Annotated in this window: 18 protein-coding genes and 1 pseudogene; all 19 read right to left on the bottom strand. The window is 57.7% G+C overall.

From position 1 onward, the window contains the following. Window positions 1–37 precede the first annotated feature (37 nt). Window positions 38–913, bottom strand: coding sequence for an amidohydrolase family protein (locus LA5095_RS02755; RefSeq protein ID WP_055111713.1), 876 nt, complete (start codon window positions 911–913; stop codon window positions 38–40). After that, window positions 910–2,013, bottom strand: coding sequence for a vWA domain-containing protein (locus LA5095_RS02750; protein ID WP_055111711.1), 1,104 nt, complete (start codon window positions 2,011–2,013; stop codon window positions 910–912). The genes LA5095_RS02755 and LA5095_RS02750 overlap by 4 nt, the downstream gene beginning before the upstream one ends. After that, window positions 2,010–2,891, bottom strand: a complete 882-nt coding sequence (locus LA5095_RS02745; RefSeq protein ID WP_055111710.1) for an AAA family ATPase — start codon at window positions 2,889–2,891, stop codon at window positions 2,010–2,012. The genes LA5095_RS02750 and LA5095_RS02745 overlap by 4 nt, the downstream gene beginning before the upstream one ends. A 3-nt stretch (window positions 2,892–2,894) precedes the next feature. Further along, the gene (locus tag LA5095_RS02740; protein ID WP_055111708.1) at window positions 2,895–3,917 is read right to left on the bottom strand and encodes a xanthine dehydrogenase family protein molybdopterin-binding subunit; all 1,023 of its coding nucleotides are present in this window, start codon (window positions 3,915–3,917) and stop codon (window positions 2,895–2,897) included. Between the two features lie 491 nt (window positions 3,918–4,408). Beyond that, a pseudogene (locus tag LA5095_RS02735) lies at window positions 4,409–5,827 on the bottom strand (xanthine dehydrogenase family protein molybdopterin-binding subunit); the annotation flags it as partial. Then, window positions 5,827–6,309, bottom strand: a complete 483-nt coding sequence (locus LA5095_RS02730) for a (2Fe-2S)-binding protein (RefSeq protein ID WP_055111705.1) — start codon at window positions 6,307–6,309, stop codon at window positions 5,827–5,829. The pseudogene LA5095_RS02735 and the gene LA5095_RS02730, both read right to left, overlap by 1 nt. Next, window positions 6,309–7,112 carry an FAD binding domain-containing protein gene (locus LA5095_RS02725; protein WP_055111703.1) on the bottom strand — a complete coding sequence of 268 codons (804 nt, stop codon included), beginning with the start codon at window positions 7,110–7,112 and terminating at the stop codon, window positions 6,309–6,311. The genes LA5095_RS02730 and LA5095_RS02725 overlap by 1 nt, the downstream gene beginning before the upstream one ends. Before the next feature lie 3 nt (window positions 7,113–7,115). Then, window positions 7,116–7,559, bottom strand: coding sequence for an SRPBCC family protein (locus LA5095_RS02720; protein ID WP_055111701.1), 444 nt, complete (start codon window positions 7,557–7,559; stop codon window positions 7,116–7,118). 17 nt (window positions 7,560–7,576) lie between these two features. Beyond that, complete coding sequence (locus tag LA5095_RS02715; protein WP_104703343.1) at window positions 7,577–8,035, bottom strand: nuclear transport factor 2 family protein; 459 nt, start codon at window positions 8,033–8,035, stop codon at window positions 7,577–7,579. Between the two features lie 32 nt (window positions 8,036–8,067). Beyond that, window positions 8,068–8,505: an SRPBCC family protein gene (locus tag LA5095_RS02710; protein ID WP_055111699.1), complete on the bottom strand. Its 438-nt coding sequence runs from the start codon at window positions 8,503–8,505 to the stop codon at window positions 8,068–8,070. Continuing rightward, the gene (locus tag LA5095_RS02705) at window positions 8,506–11,985 is read right to left on the bottom strand and encodes a flotillin family protein (RefSeq protein WP_055111697.1); all 3,480 of its coding nucleotides are present in this window, start codon (window positions 11,983–11,985) and stop codon (window positions 8,506–8,508) included. Window positions 11,986–12,006: 21 nt separating this feature from the next. After that, window positions 12,007–12,834, bottom strand: a complete 828-nt coding sequence (locus LA5095_RS02700) for a phosphoenolpyruvate hydrolase family protein (protein ID WP_199485807.1) — start codon at window positions 12,832–12,834, stop codon at window positions 12,007–12,009. Window positions 12,835–12,836: 2 nt separating this feature from the next. Continuing rightward, window positions 12,837–15,002, bottom strand: a complete 2,166-nt coding sequence (locus LA5095_RS02695; RefSeq protein WP_055111694.1) for an ABC transporter permease — start codon at window positions 15,000–15,002, stop codon at window positions 12,837–12,839. Beyond that, window positions 14,995–15,810 carry an ABC transporter ATP-binding protein gene (locus LA5095_RS02690; RefSeq protein ID WP_104703348.1) on the bottom strand — a complete coding sequence of 272 codons (816 nt, stop codon included), beginning with the start codon at window positions 15,808–15,810 and terminating at the stop codon, window positions 14,995–14,997. The genes LA5095_RS02695 and LA5095_RS02690 overlap by 8 nt, the downstream gene beginning before the upstream one ends. Beyond that, window positions 15,807–16,874, bottom strand: a complete 1,068-nt coding sequence (locus tag LA5095_RS02685) for a branched-chain amino acid ABC transporter permease (RefSeq protein ID WP_055111693.1) — start codon at window positions 16,872–16,874, stop codon at window positions 15,807–15,809. The genes LA5095_RS02690 and LA5095_RS02685 overlap by 4 nt, the downstream gene beginning before the upstream one ends. A 3-nt stretch (window positions 16,875–16,877) precedes the next feature. Further along, window positions 16,878–17,891, bottom strand: a complete 1,014-nt coding sequence (locus LA5095_RS02680; RefSeq protein ID WP_055111691.1) for a branched-chain amino acid ABC transporter permease — start codon at window positions 17,889–17,891, stop codon at window positions 16,878–16,880. 207 nt (window positions 17,892–18,098) lie between these two features. After that, window positions 18,099–18,932, bottom strand: coding sequence for a helix-turn-helix transcriptional regulator (locus LA5095_RS02675; protein ID WP_029064037.1), 834 nt, complete (start codon window positions 18,930–18,932; stop codon window positions 18,099–18,101). Between the two features lie 150 nt (window positions 18,933–19,082). Beyond that, a complete protein-coding gene (locus LA5095_RS02670; RefSeq protein WP_055111689.1) occupies window positions 19,083–20,513 on the bottom strand; it encodes an aldehyde dehydrogenase family protein in 1,431 nt (476 codons plus the stop codon). After that, window positions 20,513–21,664 carry an iron-containing alcohol dehydrogenase gene (locus tag LA5095_RS02665; RefSeq protein ID WP_055111687.1) on the bottom strand — a complete coding sequence of 384 codons (1,152 nt, stop codon included), beginning with the start codon at window positions 21,662–21,664 and terminating at the stop codon, window positions 20,513–20,515. The genes LA5095_RS02670 and LA5095_RS02665 overlap by 1 nt, the downstream gene beginning before the upstream one ends. Between the last annotated feature and the right edge of the window lie 23 nt (window positions 21,665–21,687).

The raw sequence follows: 21,687 nt of genomic DNA, 5'->3' as shown, positions 1-21,687 counted from the left end.
ACTCCCATGGAAAGAATGAGCTGCGACAGAGCATCGGCTATAGCCGATAGATCCGCTCAGCCGTATCGTTGAAAATTGACTGCCTTTTCACCTTGGTCAGACCCTTTGCCCCCTCCTGAAAGGCGCCAAAGAGTTCAGCGTAGGTCGTCCAGAGTTTTTCGATCGGGAAATTGGAACCGAACATGCACCTGTCTGCACCGAAAAGGCTGACGGTCTGCTTGATCATGAAGGCGACAAACTCGGGATCATTCCTATGAATGAAGGTTCCGAAAGCAGACAGCTTGGTCGCAACGTTGTTGCATTCAGCCAAACGGCGCATGCCCTTGCGCCAAAGTTTGACGCCGTCGGCACTGGTGTCTTCCAGCATGCCGGCATGCATAAGCACAAATTGCACGTCCGGACAGCTTCGAGCCAGCTCCGCGGCATATTCCATTTGTGAAGGAAACACCTGCAAATCAAAACTCCAGCCATACTCGGCCAGGTAAGCGATATTCTTGCGAACAAGCGGATCGGCAGGCAGGTCAGGTCTGGCTGCAAATCTGTAAAGCGGGTTTTCGTGCCAGTGAAACTGCTGACGCAGCCCACGCATGAGCGGGTAGCGTTTCAGCCTGTCGAGCTGCGGCCTGACATCTTCGCTGGTGAAATCGGCAAAGCCGACAATGCCATGAGGCCAACCCGACGTGTCAGCAACCGATTGCACCCACGCAACTTCATCTTCGAACCAGTTCGGAGCCCAGTTTGCCTGCACATAAACGGACTTGATGATCCCGGTTTCCCCGAGATCCTCTCGAAACTCATCAATGAGGTAATCACGTTTTATTGAGGCATAAGGACCGAAAATCCGTGGCTGCTCGGGCCCGAGAAGCCACGGAAGATCCTTTTGCCGCCAGATATGATGATGCGCGTCGATCATGAGGGCCTCGAAAGACTGAGAACATGTGTGCAGAGAGCCTCGATCCTGTCTCCCGGCACGAGACTGTCGAGAAACGGAAGGCAAGCCGACAACGCTTCGGTTCGCGGCTCATATCCCGGATCGGCTGCAAGGGGGGTGAGCCAGTCCAGTCGCCAGCACAGACGGGCCAGTTTCCGGATGGCCTCGACAAGCGTCGCCGGCTCACCGCGTTCCAGACCGTCGGACAGGATCAGGACAGCAGCGCCTCGGGCCTGGCCGGCGAAACGCGGAACCGCAAGAAAGGCCTGAAGGGCATCACCTATGCGCGTTCCACCGTCAAAATCCGCGACCGTGGCCCCGACACTCTCCAGGGCCTGATCGGTGTTCTTGATCCGAAGGGAGTGGGAGACCCGCGTCAACCGCGTTCCGAAAGTGAACGTTTCCACGCGTTCGGCCGCTTGCGTGAGCTTGTGTGCAAACCGCATTGTTGCGACGCTCTGGTCTGTCATCGATCCGGATACATCGACCAGCAGCAGGATCCGTCGCTGTCTCGTTTTTCTGCGGGTAACCGGCAAGTCGAATACTTCCCCATCCTGTCGCAATGCCTGTTTAAGAGCTTTCCGCAGATCAATCCGGTTTCCGCGTTGCGAAAAAGCGCGCCGGTATGACAGGCGTCGCGGCAGGTCCTTTTCCGCCCGGCGCGCGAGGTGCCTGAGGGCACCACTTTCGTCAGCGGGTACAAATTGCCGTCGCCTCAGAATTTCAGCAGAGGTCGCAAGGTCGCCGGTTTCGTCTTCCTCCATCCCCTCTTCAACATCCACCTGGGCCCCTGTCGGCTCGTAAGCCTGGACATCATCATCTTCGTCATCGTCTTCAATTGACGCCGCAAGTCCCTGACCCAGGAAATAAGCCTTGAAAAGCGCATCGAATTCCGTTTGCCGGTCCCTCGGCACCGACAGCATGGCAATCGCAGCGCTTCGGATATCGCGCATGTCCCTTGGCCCCAGCAGCCCGACGGCTTCCACAAACCCCATTGTCTGATCCGGAGCGACGGGAAAACCGTGTGCCCGAAGAATTGCGGGAAACTCGACAAAGGGTCGTATCGCGGCAGGAAGCGTCATGCGGCCTCCTGCGGCATGAAACTGTCGAGACGGCCTTCCAGAAAATCCAGATCGTCATGGTCCTTGAGCGCAACACCGATGGCACGTCGGAACGCTTCCGGCCAGGTCGCCCCCTGATCGTGGAGCAACGTTGCGGCCTCGGCCCATTCCACAGTTTCGGCGACACCCGGCGGTTTGGCAAGCGGCTCGGTCCTGAGTTTCGCAACGGCCCCGGCAACAGCGGCGGCAGTGGCTTGCGCCACGGTGCTGGCCCGCGCCATCACGATCCGCGATTCCAGATGGATGTCCGGATAGTCGATCCAATGATAGACACAGCGCCGTCGCAGCGCTTCGTGAAGATCTCGTGTCCGGTTCGAAGTCAGAACCACGACAGGCGGCCGCACGGCTCGCACTGTTCCCGTTTCGGGAATGGAGATGGCGAAATCCGAAAGAAACTCCAGCAGAAACGCTTCGAATTCCTGGTCGGACCGATCAATCTCGTCAATCAGCAGGACGCAGTCATCGGGAGAGCGAAGCGCTTCCAGCATGGGCCTTTGCAGCAGAAACTGGTCGTCGTAGATGTTGATGTAGTCATCACCGGCTTGTCGAATGGCAAGCATTTGACGTGTGTAGTTCCATTCATAAAGTGCTGATGCGGCGTCAATGCCTTCAAAGCACTGCAGCCGTACAAGGCGACGGCCAAGCACTGACGCAATGGCCTTGGCGGCCTCCGTCTTGCCGACGCCGGGTGCGCCTTCGAGCAACAGGGGTTTGCCGAGCGCCAACGCCAGATACGCTGCGGTCGAAAGTTCATCGCCTGCAATATACTGGGCAGCGATCAGCGCATCCCTCAAGCGATCAGGGCGATCAATTCCAACGATGGAAGGCTTCACCGGCATGGATCAGCGCACTCCCTGTGGCCTGGCGCCACCATTCGCGAGCAATCCGCGCAGAACTCTTTCCGGCGTGATCGGCAGCGTGTCGCAGCGAACGCCAACAGCGTTGTAGACCGCATTCGCTATTGCGGGAAGAACAGGATTGGCGCACATTTCGCCGGGACCCTTGCCGCCAAAGGGCGCGTCTTCGGCAGGCCGTTCGAGCACGGCGATGTTGTGATCAACAACCTCACCGGGACCGGGCATCAGATAGGCATTGAAGTCTTCCGGCCCATGGTTCCGGTCGGGATAGTAGGGCTCCGTCGTTTCATAGAGCGCATGCGAAACCCCCATCCAGGCACCACCAATCAGCTGCTGTTCGACAAGGCGCGGGTTTAGCGCTCGACCAACTTCATACGCAGAATTGATTTCATTGACGGTGACCTCGCCAGTCTCGTCATCCACTTCCAGATCCACGACTAGAGCCGCATGGGCGAAGCAGGAAACCGGCGTCATCTCGCCGGTATCCGGATCGACGTCCGACGGCGGGATCAGGAAAATCCCTCTGCCCGACAGTGTCCTGCCCTGCTTGAACTGCGCCGCGATTGCCGTGTCGGCGACTGTGATTGTCCGTGTTGGCGCACCCTTTACGTGAATGTTCCCCTGACCGTCTGTTTCCAGGTCTGCTGCATTGACTTCGAGCTCTTCCGCCGCAGCCTCGAGCAACGCCTTTCGTGCTTCTGTCGCCGCGCGAATGACCGCGTTTCCAACCCTGTGTGTTCCACGGGATGCGAACGATCCCATGCAATGCGGACCAGTATCGCTGTCTGCGGTATCGACGTAGACGTCGGCAACTGGAACCCCGAGCGTTTCTGCCGCGATCTGGCGGGTTACCGACTTCATGCCCTGCCCCAGATCAATGGACGACAAGGACACCATGAACTTTCCATCCGGCGTTGAATGAACCAGCGCCTGACTCGGGTCACCACCAAGGTTCATGCCTATCGGGTAGTTGATGCAGGCAAAGCCGCGCCCCTTGTGGACAGTCATGATCAACGCCTCCTTGAACCGGACAAGAACCTGGACACGCCAGGCCGATTGACACCTCGGGAAAAGGGTTTTTCGGGTTTGTACGGCTGAGATGCAGCATCTGGAGCTGGCGGCTGCGGCGCCGTGGCTGGCGGCTCGGGCGACGCCTGCGGTGCCGGTGGCGACAGTGCGGGTTGCAGGGCGGGTTGCAGGACTTGCGAGCTGCCGGATGGCGCGACAGGACCTGGGCGGGCTGCCGGAGGTGGTGGCGAAGCAGGCGCGGCTGCTTGAGGACGCGTATCGGTCGCAATCGCGGCTTCAGGTATCCTGGTGGGCGTGGACGAAGGCCCTCTGTAGCCGGTGCGGGACGGATCCATGATCATGTCTTCGTCCTGGGGGGCCGCGGCAACGATTGGAATACCCTGTGTTCCGGCCGGCACGTTCCCCCTGGCAGACGCGCCTTCACCTGGCGCAGTCGGGATTACCGAGCGCCTCCGCTCCCCTATCTGCCCGGCCATGTCCGTGACCGTTTCGGGAATTTCAGCCCTTGGGCCACCGCCTCCCAGAAGAGAGGATTGACGCGCTGCCTCGGCGCCAATGCTCCAACCGGATTTTTGCGCGGCGACCTGGCAACATTCAATCAGCGCGGTATTTTTTGCCAAGCGTCGGTGCGGCTTCATATCCCCGTCCCGATAGGCATTCAGGATCCGCAGTTCGATCGGGTTCAGTCCAACGGCTTCTGCGACCTTGTCCATGTGACACTCAATGGCAAAATCGACGCCCGTGATGCCGAAACCACGCATTGCGGTTGCCGGCGTGCGATTGGTGAAAACGCAAAAGACATTCGCGGCGACGTTGGGGATTGTGTAGGGGCCAGGCAGATGGGCCGAACACTTGATGATCGCGTAGGAAGACAACCGGGTATAGGCACCAGCGTCAAAAAAACCGGTAAAGGCCCGTGCCAGAATGCGTCCATCGCGCGCAACGCCGTCCTTTATGCGCCAGCGTTCGGCACCGCGTGGCGCTCCGACCTGCATTTCCTCTGTACGATCCCACATGAATTTCACCGGGCGCCCGGCAAGGACCGCGCCGAGAACCGAGAGCGGCTCCACAATGCTATCGACCTTGCCGCCGAAGCCGCCGCCGACTGTTCCGCCTATGAAATGAAGCCGTGAAGACGGCATATCCAGCAACTTGGCCGTGGTGCCCAGAGAGAAGAAAAGTGCTTGTGTCGAGGTATAACAGACGTAGCGGTCATTGGTTTCGGGTGCTGCGATTGCACCACAGGTTTCAATCGGTGCCTGTTCGATCGGCGACATCTGGTATTCGCCCTCGACAATATGATCTGCTTCGGCAAAGCCCTTGTCGACGTCGCCAAACCGAAGCTTTTGATGATCGTAGAGATCATGATAGTCGAACGTGTTGTTCGGATAGACTTCATTGACGACCGGTGCCTGAGGCGAAAGGGCCTCTTCCGGGTCCAGGACATGTGGCAGAACCTCATAGTCCACTTTCACCGCAGCGCATGCGTCACGCGCCTGCCGGTCGGTTTCGGCGATGATGGCTGCAACAGGTTCGCCGACATAGGCGACCTTGGTATCCTGAATAAGCTTCTCTTCATCCTTGCCGAAATTGATCAACGACAGCAACGTGTTGAGATTGTTGGGAACATCCCGCGCAAGGATCACCCGGATGACGCCTGGCATGCGTTCGGCAGCACCGGTATCGATCGATCTGATCCGGGCATGGTGGTGTGGTGAGCGTACACAGCGCATGTGCAGCAAACCGTCAAAGAGATGATCGTCATAGTAGGGCGAACGGCCCGTTACGTGGCCAAGAATATCCTGCCGGCGCGTGGGCTTGCCGATTTCCTGGAGATTGTCGTCACGCTCTTCCCTGAAGAGATCTTTGCGGAATTCCACGGAAGACATCAGCCCGTCCTCCGTGTCGCTTGACCGCTCGCAGCCATGATCGCGTCGATTATGGGGTCGTAGCCCGTGCATCTGCAGATGTTGCCGGAAATCGCTTCGATGACTTCCTCCCGGCTTGGTCTGGGAGTGCGGTCAAGCAGGGCTTTGGCGGCCATCAGCATCCCGGGTGTGCAATATCCGCACTGGGCAGCAAAGTTTTCCATGAATGCTTCCTGAAGCGCATGAAGGTTTGGCCCGGCGGCCAGTCCGTTCGTCGTTTCAACGGACCGTCCTTCAACGGTTTCAGCCAGGGTCAGACAGCTCAAATGCGGTTCACCGTCGATCAGCACAGTGCAGGATCCGCAGGTACCCTGACCGCAGCCGTATTTTGGTGTCAGATCTCCAACACCGCGCCTGAGAACGTCGAGCAGGTTTTGGGCATCGTCGACGAACACTGCCGCAGACGATCCATTGAGTGAGAATTGAACAGGTGTCTTGGCCATCATCGTGTTCCTTGCCCCAGAAGCAGGCGTCCCAGATGCACGGGTGCAACTGCCTTCCGATACCAACCGGAGGCCAGGCTGTCGTCGGGAGGGTTCAGGTTGTTTGCGACGCTCTGCAGCGCGCGTTCAATGCCATTTTGATCGAGATTGACGCCTTCCAGAGCTGCCTCCACCTCCGGAACCCTAACCGGTGTGGGTGCCATCGCGCCGAAAGCCACGCGAGCACCGGAGACGCGTCCTGCACGCCTGGGCAACCAGGCAGCAATGCTTAGAACAGACGCACCTCTCGGCTTGACCCGGGTGACTTTCAAAAACCGGAAATCATCTCCGGCAGGTCGCAAGGCGGAAACGGATTCAACAAGGCGGGTTTCCGTGTCACGAACCGGGAGCAGGCGATCCAGATCCATCTCGCTGCCATCAGACATGCGAAGCCTTGCATCCAGCACCAACAAGGCGACTGCAAAATCTCCATATGGATGGGGAGCGAAAATGTTGCCGCCGACCGTTGCCATGTTTCGGATTGCCGGACCTCCGACGGCACGTGCGACGGGATGCAGAAACGCCGTATCGCCGGATTTCATGATCGTCGCCATGGTTGCGAAGGCCCCCAGCCGGATGCGCTCGCCTTCCGATGAAATTCCTGCAAGAGGTGTAGGTTGCCTGAGGCGAACGATGCGTGACACGTCCTGGTCGCCATAATTGACACCGCGCATGAGCAGGGTTCCCCCGCCCAGGAGTGACGACCCCTGACCACTGCTTGCGGCGGCCTCCTGCAGTGTATCGACCGTAGTAATCGTCACCATTGGTTACGCCTCCAGTCCCATGAAATCCGAAACGGCCTTGAACCCGGCCACATAAATGTCGTCACCGACCAGCGCTGCGAGTTCCCTGTCGCGGCCTGCCGGGACATCGAAGCGGCTTTGCCATTCCCACAACGTCGTGTCGTCATCGGTCACCGGGGACAGGCGGACATGTGCGACATAATTGAAGAGCGGTATTGGCGTATCCAGAAGGCAATACGAGTAGGTCTGTTCCAGATCTGAAAGTGTCAGGAGCTGTTCCCTGAGCTCGGACCCATCTTTCAGTCTGAAGCGACGGACTGCGCCGACCCTGTCAGCGCTGCCGCCGCGTTCGATCTGGCTTGTTGTAACTGCCGGGTGCCAGCGGTCGTGACCGTTGAAGTCGCGCAGAACCTCCCACACGGCTTCAATCGGTGCGTTGACTATTGTGCTGCGGACGACCTTGACCACGACCTTTCCAACTCCGCCTATTTGAACTTCATGTCGTTGGGATCGAATGTGGTCACCTGCGCGTACATCAATCCGTCGCGGGTGACGTATGCATCTGCTCCCTTGTAGGGCTCAGCGAGATAGTCCGCCTCCACCCGCCAGGACACATTTACGGTGTCACCAACCGTTTTGACCTTTTCCGCAATGAACGTTGCGCCCTTGAAGCCACCCTCTTCTCTTGGCTTGCAGAAGCCGGCAAAAACGTCACCTATGTTTTTCCGGCCTTCGATCCACACTCCGTTCGGCAATATGAAAAGCACTTCTTCGGGATATTGAGCCATGAGCCTGTTCCAGTCACAGGCGTTCAGCGCGTCGATATGCTCGAATGTCACGCGTTCAGCGTTCGGTTGAATAGCGAGCGGCGGCAAATCCTGTGCCATCGCACCCGTCGCGTACAGAACCATGCCCATCGCGATTGCAAACTTCCGACATGCCATCGTCATTCCTCCTCTTTTGAAAAAGATTTCCCCTACCCGCCGAAATGCCTCTTCAGGGCATCAAAGCCGCCCTGAAAAACGTTTGTTCCGATACCGGTAACCAACTCGTCTTCCTTTTCCTGTTCACAGGAAAACTCCGCAGACCATTCAATGAATGTGCGGTCACCTTCCGTGACAGGCGTCAGACGCATTGTCGCGATGTAGTCGCTCAGCGGCATTGGGCCTTCGAGCATCGAATAGCTGTAGAAAAGATCGTAGTCAGACAGCCCGAGCAGTTGCTCGCGAATGTTGTCGCCGTTCTGAAGACTGAAGTTTCTGATGCATCCAATCTTGTCGGAAGGCAAGGCCTCCTCGATACGGCTTTCGCGTATCCGGGGATGCCATTTGGGCAAGCCGTTGAAGTCCCTGATACGTTCCCAGACCCTGGCCGAAGGGGCATCAATCACCGATGAGGTGTAAACCCGCGCCATTTATTTGCCCTCCTTGGACGCGCCTGGCCCTTTCGGCTTTTCGTCTGCCTTCAACCGTTTCATTTCATTGGCGGCACGGGTCATGTCGTTGGCCGTCCGCATGACATCCGATTTGGCGAGATTTGACCCGTCGATCCCGATATCACTCAGCAGGCTGTCCACCATTGGTGCCTGCACCCGGTATCGAAGTGCCGAATTGATGACCTCGTCAGTCGGGCTGCCGCCGCCACCACTACCTCCGGTGCCGGTGCCGTTCCCGTCCGCCCAACCGAGACCTGACGTCCCGCTGCCGCCTAGCTGCATGATTTTGATATCGTTGATTTTTTCAAGCGGCTTGACCGATGCCGAGACGATTCCTTCGACATGTTCCAGCATCTTGCGTTTGAAGAGTGAATGGCGCGCTGCATCGGTCAGCACATTCTCGGCTTCGTTGATAAGCTTTTGTGCCTCGGCTTCCACCGCTTTGCGGACCTTTTCGGCGTCTGCGGCAATTCGTTTTTCTTCGGCTTCCTTTTCGGCCAGAACCACGTCAACCGATTTGCGTCGGGTCGCAGCTTCGGTTTCCTGTGCCGTCTTGACCTTCTCGGCCGCCGCGGTTGCCCGCGCCTTCGCTGCATCCGCTTCTACAGCGGCAGCGCTTTCATCAAGCGATTTCTTGTAAAGCTCGATGGCCTTGTCCATCTGTGCGGTTTCGACAGCCTTTTCGCGTGCAATCTCCAGACGTCGCCGCTCGGTCTGATGGCCAATGCGGGCATCGTCCAGACCACGCTCAGATGCGATCTGAGCTCGCTCGATCTCTTCCTGACTTGAAATTTCGGCTTCGCGCAGTGCCTGAACACGTGAGATTTCGAGCTGTTCGAGTACCTTCTTGCGTTCCAGCTTCCTCGCGTCCAGCTCCTGCTCCGCAAGTATCTTCTCCGCATCGACGGATTTCTCCTTGGCAACTTTTGCTGCCTCGATTGCCTGATCGGCGGCAACCTGCGCCTCGTCGATCGCCTTGTTGCGGGCGATTTCCAGCGCACGGATCTTCTCGTCCCGCGCGATCTTTTCGGCAGTCGTCTCCTGCTCCTTCTCGATCCGAAGCTGTTCGACAGACCGGCGCGAAGCGACTTCTGCCGTTTCAATTGCTTCCGCGCGCTCGATCTCACGTTTTCTGACGTCAGTCTCTTTGGAGATCTCTGCTGCGCGCACCTTGTTTTCCTGCGCAATGCGCGCTGCTTCGACCAGTTCCTGCGCGGAAATGTTGGCGACATCCACCGCTCTGTTGCGGGCGATCTCACGCTCCCGGAGATCCTGTTCGTAAGCAATTCGCTCGGCAGCGACCTTTTTCTCCTTGGCAATGCGGGCCGCCTCTGTGGCTTCCGCCTTGGCAATTTCCGCCGCCTCCAGGGCCCTGGACCGGGCAACATCGCGCTCCCTGGTTGCCTCGTCGCTTTCGATTCGCTGCAACGCGGTTTTCGCTTCCTGGGCGATACGCGCGGCATCAATTGCCTCACGGGCGGCAATCTCGGCCTCTTCAACAACCTGGTTGCGGGCAATCTCGAGTGCCCTCGATTCCCGCTCAAAACCTATCCGCTCTGCGACAATCACTTTTTCCTGAGCGATGCGCTTGGCTTCGGTTGCCTCCTTGGCCGCAATATTGGCTGCATCCAGGGCCGCCTGGCGTGCGACGTCACGCCCATCCGTCTCTTCCTGAGCTGCGATCCGCTCGAACGCGAGCTGCTTGTCCTGGGCAATTCGCGCCTTTTCAACAGCTTCGCGGGCAGTAATCTCCGCCTCGTCGATTGCCTTGTTGGAGGAAATCTCGAGATTACGGATCCGCTCTTCCTGGGCAATCCGTGTCTTGTTGGTTTCCTCACGGGCGGCAATCTGCGCTATCTCGGTCTCGCGCTGCTGTTCGATCTGGAGCGCACGCGTGGCTTGCTCCGAGGCGATCCGATCTGCCGAAAGGGATTTCTCCCGCGCAATGCGCGCAGCTTCGGTGGCTTTCTGACTGGCGATCTCGGCTTCTTCGAGCGCTTTCTGTCGTTCAATCTCGAGCCGGCGAGTTTCACGATCCGCCTCGATACGAGAGGCGTTGACGGTCTGCTCCTGGGCAACTCGCAGTTTCTCGGCAGCTTCCCGCGATGCAATTTCTGCCTGCTCGATTGCCAGATTTCTGGCGATTTCCTTTTCGCGGGTGACGCGCTCAAACGAAATTCGCGCTTCGGTTACCGCTTCTTCCTGCGCGATCTTTGCCTTTTCGACCAATTCGCGCGCGGCAATATCGGTTTCCTCGATCGTTTTGCGACGCTCGATCTCGAGCGCTTCGGTTTCGCGATCTTTCGCGATCCGGGCCTCGTTGAGAGACCGTTCCTGAGCAATGCGTGCCTTCTCGACCGCTTCCTTCGCGGCAATGTCGGCCGCCTCCGTCATCTGCTGAGTGCGAATGCGTTCTTCCGTCAGGGTCTTTTCCTGACCGATCCTGGCTTTTTCCACCGCCTCACGGGTGACTATTTCCGCTTCATCAATGACACGCTGGCGTTCGATCTCCTTTTGCCGAACCTCCCGTTCCGATGCGATCCGGGCCTCTGAAATGTGCCGTTCGTTCTCGATCCGGGCCGTCTCGATGGCTTCCCGGCTCAAAAGCGAGGCGTGCTCTGCTTCCTTTTCGCGTTCGGACCTTTCGCGGACCAGATCGGTGTGCTGCTGCGCCCGTTTGAATTCTATTTCGCGTTCCTGCTCCAGGCGCGCATTTTCGCTTTCGCGTTCAATGTCGAGCACCTGTTTTTCCGCTTCCAGGTTGCGCGAACGAATGCGGATCATCGAATCCTGTTCGATATCGTTGCGCATCTTTCTTCTGTCCTCGATTTCACGGATGACAGTCGTCAGGCCTTCGGCATCGAACCGGTTGGAAGGATTGAAATATTCGATCCCGGTCTGATCTATATCCGTGATGGCGACGCTTTCGAGTTCCAGCCCGTTCTTGTCGAGCCCGACCTGAGCGGCTTCAAGCACACGGTCGACATATACGTGCCGGCTTTCATGAAGTTCCTCCATGGTCATCTCGGACGCAACGGTACGAAGTGCCGATATGAATTTCCCTGACAGGAGCGAATGGATACGTTCCGGTTCCAGTGTACGCCGCCCGAGCGTGGAAGCGGCCAGGCTGACACCCGTTTTGGTCTGCCCGACGCGGACATAAAACTCCGCGTCCACATCGACACGCAGCCGGTCCTTGGTGATCAGGGCATCTTCCTTCTCACGTGTCAGCGCCATTTGCAGCGAGTTCATGTTCACGGGAGTTATGTCGTGAATGATGGGCCAGACGAATGCACCGCCGTCGATCACCACCTTCTCGCCCAGGAACCCCGTTCGCACGAAAGCGACTTCCTTGGTCGATCGCCGGTATAGCCAATGCATCACCCAATAGAGGATGAAGACGACAATGACCGCGAGAATAAGCCACAGCACCAATTGCCCGATGAGCTGACCAGCCATGTTCAGTCCTCCCTCCCCGGCTCAAGAGCCGCGGATTTCCTTGAATTTTCTAGTTTGTTCGACGAGCGCGATTTCGGTCGGCAGACGTTCCATCGAGGAAGCACCGTAAAAGCCGTGACAGTTGCGCGTGTTTTTCAAAACGAATTCGGCATCGTCGGGCATCGCGACCGGCCCGCCATGCACCAACACAATGGCGTCCGGGTTGAAAGCAAGGGCCGCTTCCGACCATTCATCAACGATGGCCGGGCAGTCGGCGAGTTTCAACGATGTCTCGGCGCCTATGCTGCCGCCTGTCGTCAGGCCAAGATGGCAGACAATGATGTCGGCCCCCGCTTTCGCCATCGCCGTGGCGTCGGCTGGCGAAAAGACATACGGCGTCGTCAGCATGTCCTTGTCGTGGGCCATCGCGATCATGTCGACTTCGAGCTGATAGGACATGCCGGTCTCTTCCAGATTTGCCCTGAAGTTTCCATCGATCAGACCGACCGTTGGAAAGTTCTGGACGCCTGAAAACCCAGCTGCTTTCACCTCTTCCAGGAACCTGTCCATAAGCCTGAAGGGATCAGATGCGCAGACACCTGCCAGAACCGGCGTCTTGCGAACAACAGGCAACACTTCACCGGCCATATCCATCACGACCGAGTTGGCGTCGCCATACGGCATGAGGCCGGCAAGACTGCCGCGTCCGGCCATCCTGTATCGTCCTGAATTGTAAATGACGATCAGGTCAATTCCCCCGGCTTCCTCTCCCTTCGCGGACAGACCCGTACCGGCGCCACCGCCAATGATCGGCTCGCCCCGGGCGATCATGTCGCGGTACCTGGCAACAAGTTCCCTGCGATCAAACATGCTCAATCTCCTGCTGCTCGGCTGCGCCGGCTTGAATGAAATCCCCGGAACGTCGAGACGATCAGGTCTGCGAATTCAGGGTCGTTGATATTGTGTGGCACCCTGATCAGCCTGCGCTCGCTTGTCCGGCGCACGGTGTCTTCAAGGGATCTGAAAAGCGCTTCGTCGGCGGCCGGATCATGGAAAGCCATTCCCGGGGCATCGAGAAGTGACACGCCGCCTTCCGGCAGGAAGAAGCGGACGGGTGCGGTCATTTCATTGAGACGCTGGCCGATCCAGCGTCCCATTTCGACGTTTTCCTCGACAGTGGTCCGCATCAGCGTGATCTGCGGATTGTGCTCGTAGAACGTCCGCCCGCGATATTTCTCCGGCACGGTGTCAGGCGCATTGAAATTGACCATGTCGAGCGCACCGCAGGCGCCGATGTAAGGCACACCGGCACGGATAGAAGCGCCGAAGCGGTCCTCGTTGGCGGCGAACACACCACCGGCGATCATGTCGCAGACTTCGGTCGTCGTGAGGTCGATCACAGCAGTCAGCATGCCGCTGTCCATGAGTTTTTCCATCGACCGGCCGCCCACGCCGGTGGCATGAAAGACCAGACAATCAAAATCGTCCTCGAGTGCCGCCGTAACCGTTTGTACGCATGGTGTCGTGACCCCGAACATCGTGAGCCCGACTGCGGGCTTCGCATCCAGGATCGGTTTGCGCTTCGAACGCGCCTTCACTGCTCCGGCAAGCGCACCCGCACCGTTTCCAAGCACTTCCCGGGTTATGGAATTGAGGCCCTGAACATCGGCCACCGAATGCAGCATCATGATGTCCGAGGGGCCAACATACTGTTCGACATTGCCACTCGCGACCGTCGAGATCATGATTTTCGGCACACCGACCGGCAACATCCTCATGGCCGGAGTAACCAGGGCCGTCCCACCGGATCCTCCGGCGGAAATAATCCCGGCAACGTCTGACTGCACCTTCATCCATCGCTCAAATGCCAGGGTCATGGCCGCGACGGCAGTGCCACGATCACCGGTAAAGACGCCGCTCGCTCCACGCGGATGAAATGCTGCAATGGCGTGAGGCGGAACTTCGGCACCGGAGGGTTTGCCGCTCGTCGAAAGATCGATCAGCTGCACCGTCAGGTTTTCCGCTTTCAGGATGTCACGCATATAGCGGAGTTCAGCACCCTTCGTATCTAGCGTTCCAGCGACATAGACCTTTGCCCCCGCTCTGGAACGCTGAGCGGACAAAGGCATCACATTCGCGGACAGCGCATCAGATGCCGTGCTCGTACGAGCAGAACTTTCGAGCACCCTGACCGGAACCGGTTTTGACCAGCGTGTCGGGACCTTCGGGTTGGACAGATAGATCCGACGCACGGATGAGGGCCTGGCAAGGTCCGTTTCAGCTTCCTGGGTTCTTGAGGGCGCCGGCGTCTCGTCATGAGCGTGACGTCCGACACCGAGAAGCGCCTGCTGGAGATCCCTGTCAGCAGCAAGTTGTGTCGACGACATGATCCGGTTGATCTTGCCGTTGACCATGATCGCCACCTGATCGGCGACCGCGCAGGCAACACCGATGTTCTGCTCGATCACGAGCACATCAATGTCGCCTTCCTGCCCGAGACGCACCAGCATTTCGGCCACCTGATTGACGATGACGGGCGCCAGTCCTTCGGTAGGCTCATCCATGACGAGAAGTCTGGGATTGAGAAGAAGCGCACGACCGATCGCCAGCATCTGCTGTTCACCACCGGAGAGCTGTGCCCCTCCGTTCGATCGGCGCTCAGCCAGTCTGGGAAAGACCGAATAGACACGTTCAGGCGTCCAGTCACCTCCGCGGCGTGCCACCAGTTTGAGGTGCTCATCAACGGTCAGGGATTGCCACAAACGGCGGCCTTGCGGAACATAGCCAACGCCGAGCCGGGCGATTTCTGCCGGTCCAAGGCCCGCAAGACTGCGGCCGGACAAGCTGATTGTGCCGGACGCAACCGGCACGAGGCCCATAATGGCCTTGCAGGTGGTCGTCTTGCCCATGCCATTTCGTCCAACAACGGACAAAACCCCATGGTCCAGCGTCAGGTCGACACCCTGAAGCGCGTGCGAATGACCGTAATAGACATTCAGGTCCCTGATTTCGAGCGCAGGTGCGGTGCGATCAACCATGCCCAAGCCCCTCTTCGCCACCAAGGTAAAGCGCCTGGACCTCTTCATCGTCTTCAATTTCGGCAGGTTTGCCTTCCTTGAAGATCCGGCCGTTGTGCATCATCGTTACGGATTCAGCGACCCTCAGGGCAACATCCATATCGTGTTCGATGATGATAAAACCCATGTGGCTCGGCAGGCCGGTGAGAATGTCAATCAGTTCGCGGCGCTCGGTCGGGGACAGGCCGGCTGCAGGTTCGTCGAACAGAATGAAGCGCGGAGCCCCGGACAGTGCCATGGCAATCTCGAGCTGGCGTTGCTGCCCATAGGAAAGGTCCTCGACCTTCGTTTCACGCACATCGTCCAGATGCACCACCTGGACAAGGCTTTCAGCACTCGCCATCAACGCATCATCGCGTCCAGGTCGAATGAATGAAAACCGGCCGCGCGAAACGCCACAACAAGCCAGATAGACATTGTCGAGGACACTCAATCCTGCAAACAGCAACGAGATCTGATAGGTCCGGCGCAAACCGCGCCTGATACGCTCCTGGGCAGGAAAGGCGGCAACTTCCTCGCCAAAAAACCGGATCGATCCGGTCGTCGGTGCAAAGTCACCGGTTATGCAGTTGAAAAGTGTCGTTTTGCCTGCGCCATTGGACCCGAGAACGGCACGCCGCTCTCCCGGTTTGACGATCATGTCGATGTCGGCAAGCGCAACCAGCGCGCCGAACATCTTGCTGACTTGGCGAAGCTCGAGCGCGTTGGCCGTGCCCGTGGCACTCAGGCGGTCTGAAACTGATGATGTCGCACGATCAAGCAGTGTCAAAGCGGACCCTCCCCGCGATCGAGAAGCGGGTCGCGTTTGCGGAACTCCTGCCAGCGATCCCAGAGACCGAGCAGTCCATCAGGCGAGAAGAAGACGATCGCCAGAAAACCCAGGCCAATCAGCAACTGAAATCGCTCTCCGCTCAACCCGACGGAAAGCAGGACGTCGATGGCAAAGGTCTTCAACAAAACATATATGAAGGCGCCGATGAACGGACCGGCCGGGCGTCTCATGCCACCAATGACTGCAATCACAAGAATGTCGATCGCTGGCCCGATCCCGGCCGTGCCCGGTGAAATCTGTGCGGATTGCCATGTCAGCAAAATGCCACCAGTGCCCGCGATGAGTGCGGCGAATGCGTAGGCAGCAATTCTGTGCGCATTGACGCTGTATCCCAGCGCAGCCATGCGGCGGGGGTTATCCCTGACACCTTGCAGTGCAAGCCCGAATGGTGCCCGCGATACATAGAGCACTGAAAAATAGGCGACTGCCGCCCAAAACAGAGTGAGGTAATAAAAGGGCTTGCTTTGCCGCCAGTCGACCCCGAATAGCTCTGGTGGAAGCACACCGTTAAATCCGGAAAATCCGTTGAATATGATATAGTTCTGGCGGGTGAAGTAGAAGAATGCCGCTGCAACGGCAAGCGTGATCATGATTGTGTAGATGCCTTCGGTCCGCACGGCGAGGGATCCGACAATCGTACCGAAGAGCATCGCCACAATCAGCGCAAGCGGAATTGCGATATACCATGGCCAGCCCATGCTGATGTCGGTGATCGCACTGTCACCGAATATTGCGACCATGTATCCGGCCAGGCCTGCAATCGACATCTGAACAAGGCTTACCATGCCGCCATAGCCGCCAAGGAACATCAGGCTGAGCGAAATCATGCCGAGAATGAACGTCCAGCCAAACACCTGATAGAGTGCAAAATCACTTGCGAATGCGGGCATTATCAACAGGGCAATGCCAACCACCCAATAGCTCGCAGGTATGCGTTCGAACCAGACCTTGCGCTGGCCGCTATTTGTTCGTGGGAGCGTATTGGATTCCGTTATCGCCATGGGTCAGGATCTCCCCATGAGGCCCTGGGGCCGGAACGCAAGAACGAGCACCATGATCAGGAAGGTCAGAACGACCGCATAAGTCGGGAAATAGACCGATCCGAACTGTTCGGCGAGACCGATCAGCAGCGCTCCCAGCGCGGCTCCCGTGATCGACCCCATGCCACCGACGATCACAACGACAAGCGATGCCAGCAGAAACCTTATGTCTTCGCCAGGCGCCACGGACTGGAAAGTCCCTCCCACGACACCTGCGATACCCGCGAGGCCTGCCCCGAATGCGAACACTCCGACAAAGACGAGCTGGATGCGGGCGCCTGTTGCCGACAACATGTCCCTGTCATCGACCCCAGCCCGGATCATCATGCCAATCTGCGTGCGGTTCAAGATCAGCCACATGGCTATTCCTATGACCACCGAGGCAAGAAAAATAACGACCCGAACAACCGGATACTTCAGGTAGATGAGGTCACCCGACGATCGCTTCACGCCGGTCACCAGGAGTGTTTCCATCGGGCCGCTCAACCAGCTGGGCGGCGTGATGTTGTAGAAATCTCCGCCGAAGCCCCAAAGCATCAAGTCCGCCATCACGATGGAGATTCCGATCGTTACAAGCGTTTGCCTGAGGTCCTGCCCCTCCATCCGGCGGAAGATGAATATCTGCATCAGGATGCCGACGGCAGCTACGAGGACAAACGCAACGGGAAAGGCAAGGAGCCAATAACCCGTTGACGAGGCAACGAAATAACCGATGTACCCACCAAGCAGGTAAAGGGAGCCGTGCGCAAGATTGACATTGCGCATGAGACCGAAGATGAGCGTGAAACCACTGGCGACAAGAAAGTAGAGGCCACCGAGCGTGATGCCGTTGAACAGGGCGTTGAGAAACACTTTCTTGCGGCCGATCACATCGACCAGACCTTTCGGCCAGATTGCGAAAATCGACCAGATCAGCGCGGCAGCTACCAGCAGAATGACGATCGACCAGCCAGGATGTCGGGACGCAAAGTTCCTCATGTGCGGTCCTCGCAGATCCGACCATCCCCGGTGTTGTCTTCAAATTGCCGCATAGCGCGACATCCTCCCAAAGCGCTGTTGACGACAAAGTCTTTCGCTCTCGGGAAAAGGCTACGGCTTAAGTTCGGAAATCGGCGTACCCGATAGTCTTCTCGGATGGCCCATCATCGGCATTATTGAATGCAGACGCGACCTGGTAAGCGGGCGCTACTCGACGTGGGCGACACGGCGGTAGTCGCTTGGCGGAATTCCAACGTTGGAAGAGAAGAAGCGTGTAAAGCTTGCCTGTGACGAGAACCCCAAATCGTAGCTGATTTCCGTGACCGATTTGTCGGTCGTCATCAGGTCCGAAATCGCCTGTTCGGCGCGCAGCGTATTCAAGTAGAGATTGGGAGTGATACCCATCTGCTTCTTGAAAAGCTTGAAAAAATGGGGCCGAGACAGCCCGACTTCACGGGCCAGCCATTCCACCTCGACTTCTTCGGTGTAATTCTCCTGCATCAGGCGCAAAGACCGACGCACACGATAATCGGTAAAGCGGCGCTTGCTGTCTTCCAGCACCGAATTGCGATCCGCATTGCGCCAGGATTGTTCGAAGCACTGCATTGTTGTGCGATAGAGATACCCGTCGAAAAGGTGATCATTGCCGCCGTCCAGAAGCAGCGAGGTCAAGCGTTTGACCCAATTCATGACGTCGGGTGTCATCGCGATGTGCGAGCTACCGAAATTCAGGGCAAATTCCGCAGATTGGCTGTTTTCAAGAAACCAGATCGGTTTGATATAGAGCACGAGGCACAGACATGCCTCCGCATTGGCTTCAGTTTTCGGATGAAAGCTGTGCTGTTCCCACGGGCTGACGGCCACACCGGTATTCTGGTCGGCAGGCACCCACTTGTCGGATACGCTGACCCTGGCTTCCGCACCGCTCAGATAGAAGATCAAATGACCTTCCCGATGCGCGTGTGTCACGATCGGTTTGTCCAGCCTATAAAGAGCCGCGCGTCCGAATTCACCGTGGTGGACGGATATCGCTTCGCTCATCACCATTCCTCCCGATGATTTGCGCGTTTATCGATGTAAACGTTTTCTTTTAAGTATCCTCTGTAAAAATCGATATTGGCAAGACAGTATGGCTCACAAAGAGACTTAGAGTTACGGAAAAAGACTTTTGAAAATGCTGCAATGCAGCGATCAGGGCCGAATATAACTTGTTTTTACTGTGCTGAAAAACTCGGCTGCGTAGCGCCCCTGTTCCCGGGGACCATAGCTTGATGCCTTTCGGCCACCAAAAGGTACATGATAGTCCACCCCGGCCGTTGGCAGGTTCACCATGACCATGCCTGCACGGGATTCCCTGCGAAAATGTGCGGCGTGCTTGAGACTTGTTGTCATGATGCCCGAGCAAAGTCCGAAGTCGGTATCGTTTGACGTTGCCAGAGCCTCTTCATAGTCGCGAACACGAATGACCGATGCAACAGGTCCGAAGACTTCCTCGCGATTGATGCGCATGTTGTTGTCGGTGTCGGTGAACAGGGCGGGTTGCAGGAAATAGCCATGGTTGTGACCCTTGACGATGTCGCCACCGCAACGCAGGTTTCCACCCTGTGCACGCGCAATCTCAATATAATCGATATCCGTTGCCAGTTGTGACGCACTGGCGACCGGACCTATGTCAGTTGCGGGATCCAATGCATCGCCAACCGTCAACCCCCTGCATTTTTCGGTCAGTTTCTCAATGAACCTGCCGTAGATCCCCTCGGTTACAATCAGGCGTGACGACGCTGTACATCTTTGGCCCGTGGAATAAAACGCTCCGTCAACCGCACAGTCGACCGCAAGATCCAGGTCCGCGTCGTCGAGCACGACAAGCGGGTTCTTGCCGCCCATTTCGAGCTGCAGCTTGCGCATGTGCTTGATGCTGGCCTGAGCAACAAGGGACCCGACCGCCTGTGAACCGGTGAAAGTAACGGCCTCAACGTCTCTTGCTGAAAGCATCGTATTCCCGACAACCGAGCCCTTGCCGGTGACCAGATTGAAGACCCCCTTCGGAATACCGGTACCGTGAAGAATTTCCGCAAGGACCCAGGCGCATCCCGGCACGAGTTCGGCGGGCTTGAAAACGACCGTATTACCGTAACAAAGAGCAGGTGCAATCTTCCAGCTCGGTATTGCCAGCGGGAAGTTCCAGGGCGTGACGATCCCGACGACACCGAGCGGTTCACGCGTAACTTCCACGCTTACGTCTGGGCGGACGGAGGGGATGAGATCTCCGGCAGGGCGAAGGCACTCTCCTGCAAAGAACCTGAAAATGTTGGCCGCGCGCTCGGTTTCCTGAAGTCCTTCACGAAGCGTTTTTCCCTCCTCGCGGGACAGAAGCGACGCTATTTCGGATTTGCGCAAGGTCAGTTCGTCTGCCACCTTATTCAGGATTTCGAACCTGAATTGCGGTGTGCTTGCCGCCCAGGCCGGGAAAGACAGTCTTGCAGCTTCTATTGCGGCCTGCGTTTCCGCTCTGCCGGCATGGGCATAAAGACCGATGACCTCGTCAGTGTTGGAAGGATTTCGGTTTTCCTCGGCATGTGAAGTCGTGATCCACGCACCATCGATCAAAAGTGGCTTCATCAATTCACCCGGGATTCGCGCGAGAGAGCCGATTTCATGATCGCAAACAGGCTCGGGCTGCTCAAGGCTCTCGGGCTTTGAACCGCGGCAAGATCAGATGCAGCGAGATCGGCGGCGATCCGGATCTCTTCCTCGTCTATGCCCATCTCGGCGAGGCTTTCAGGAAGCGGCAAGGTATAAAGAAAATCAGCCACGCTGCGGGCGGGCGTTCTGTTCTCTCCGGATTTGAGAACCTGATTCAGCGTTGTGTATTTGTCCCGGGCGGCATCGGCATTGAATTGCAGGATCGCCGGCAGAAGCAATCTGCTGAGAGCGCCGGGATCAAGCCGCCTGCCGGCGACTGTTTCAAGTGCGCAGCCTATCGCGTGAATCGCGCCAAGACCTTTTTGCAAGGCCAATGCACCGTTCAAACTGGCAGCCATAAGCTCCCGCCGGCCCTGTACAGTGTCTTCGGTGAGCACCTTGTGCAAGTTGCCGATGACGCGTCCGAGCCCATCCAGTGCTATCCCGTCTGCCGGTGGATTGAACCCCGGCGAGAGATAGGCCTCAATACACCGGCCCATGGCATCCGCCCCGGCACTGGCACTTTCAATCCGGCCCGCGCCGAGTGTCAGCGTCGGATCGCAGATTGTCACCGTCGGCACCAGTTTCTTGCACATGAGCCGGGTGCGCTCGCCACTCGTCAGAATGACAGGCGCATGGGCACTCACGGCTGCTCCAAAACCCTGAATGCTCGGGATTGCATAAAGATCGGGCAAGGTCGTCCCTATGCGTCTCGATCCGCCACTGGCATAGGAAAAGGTTTCCAGGGGTTCGGAATGGGCAATCGTGATTCTTGAAATCTTGGCAAGGTCGATCGCCGTGTTTCGCCCGAAGGCGATAAGAAGGTCCCGATCTGAACGCCGAAACGCAGTCGCAATATCCTTGGCGGCGGTTTCGTTCGGGATGTCGGGGATATCGCTGAAAATCTCGACGGACGTTCGTACGGGCAATCCGGCCAGCAATCGCTCAAAAAGTTCACTGTTCAGATGATGATCATCGGTGATGATCAGGGGACGTTTCTTGCGATTGACTTCGATCTCGGACCAAAGCGCTTCTTCCAAAACGCCGTCGGCGAAATGAACTCGCGTGACGTATGTGATGAGCGTCATGGCCTGATCTCGAGAAAACACGG

Origin of the sequence: Roseibium album (assembly GCF_001404515.1) — a bacterium.
GTDB classification, from domain to species: Bacteria; Pseudomonadota; Alphaproteobacteria; order Rhizobiales; family Stappiaceae; genus Roseibium; species Roseibium album.
This window is presented reverse-complemented; position numbering and strand designations above follow the sequence as displayed.